Raw genomic sequence first — 1,318 nt, 5'->3', positions numbered from 1 at the left:
AACAACCCTCTAAAAAACATTGCTTTGTTTATTTTTTTTGTGTTTTTAAAAATTTTCATAACAAATCTAAAAATATCAAAAATTGATAATGAAACAATTTTTTTGTCTTCATCTATGTTTTTTTTGATAGGTGGAAAAGTAAAGATAATAGCATTATTTTGTTCGGAAATTTTTATTTTTTCATTAGTATTTTTTTTAAAATAGATATTATATTTGCTCCGTTAAGAGAAAGAGCGGTTATACTCACTAAATTTTTTAGGGCAGATGCTCGTATTACGTCATCGATAATATGTTTTCTAAATCATTTTTTTTATTAACTTCTGCTGTTTTAAAAGTAATAATGTTTCTGATCTTGATCCACAAAGATAATTAAAAATTCTTGTGGGATCAGGATAATAATTAGCCTGTTTTTGAATAATTTCAATTTTATATCGGCTGTTTTTCATTAATTCAGATCTCTTTCTTAATCAAAAAAATTTTCTTTAATTTTCTTTTATAATAACTAATTTATTGAATTAAAGCAAGATTATCCTTTTTTATTTTTTTAAAAAAAGCACATAAAATATTTAAGTATATAATAAATATATTAAATAAAAATGATACTAATACGTAATTGATATAAAAAAAGAACAATAATTACAATTATATACCCATATATATTTGTTTTTTCTTTTTAGTTTTTTTAAAAGAATATAAAAATCTTTAATTTCAATTAATTATTTTTTTAATATTTTTTTATGTGATGCCACCATAGTTAAAAGACATACTTCCCTAGATATACAAAACTTATCCCCAGACTTATGAACATGTTATCAACATCTACTTTATACATATTAAAAAAAAATTTTGTGTATAAAAAACATAGAGTTATGTTACTAAAAGTTGAATAAATATAAATTTTTATATTTTTTTAGAGTAAACTTATACACAGAAACTTGTGGATAACTTTTTTGTAAAAAGATTTAAATTTTTTGTCTATGTTTTCTTCAGTAGCCCCTATAAAATTTTTTCCATAAATATTTTATTTTTGATATGTTCAATTTTTATATCAGTTTAACTTCTTATTTTTCGTAAGTATTAACTATTTCTTTATACGTCATTGAAATGTGTACTTCACAGTCTAATGTTTTCAGAGATAAGCTTACTTAAATCTCTTCAACTATATTTGTAACAAATTTATTGAACAGGGTAATTGAGTAATTTTTTTTGATGATGTGGGATGCCATGCCGACTCATTATTTTGTATATAATTTTGCTAATGGTGAATGTATTTTGAGAGAGATGGTATAATTTTATTGGGTTTAGGAAGCTGAAAGAT

The 1,318-nt window shown here is 21.9% G+C and carries 1 protein-coding gene; it reads left to right on the top strand.

Annotation, left to right across the window (positions count from 1 at the left end; all coding sequences use genetic code 11):
- A partial coding sequence (locus D9V61_RS03150) for a hypothetical protein (RefSeq protein WP_222837032.1) occupies nt 1-204 on the top strand: 204 nt, incomplete at its 5' end.
- Between the last annotated feature and the right edge of the window lie 1,114 nt (nt 205-1,318).

The organism is Buchnera aphidicola (Acyrthosiphon lactucae) (assembly GCF_005083565.1).
GTDB classification, from domain to species: domain Bacteria; phylum Pseudomonadota; class Gammaproteobacteria; order Enterobacterales; family Enterobacteriaceae; genus Buchnera; species Buchnera aphidicola_AH.
This window is presented reverse-complemented; position numbering and strand designations above follow the sequence as displayed.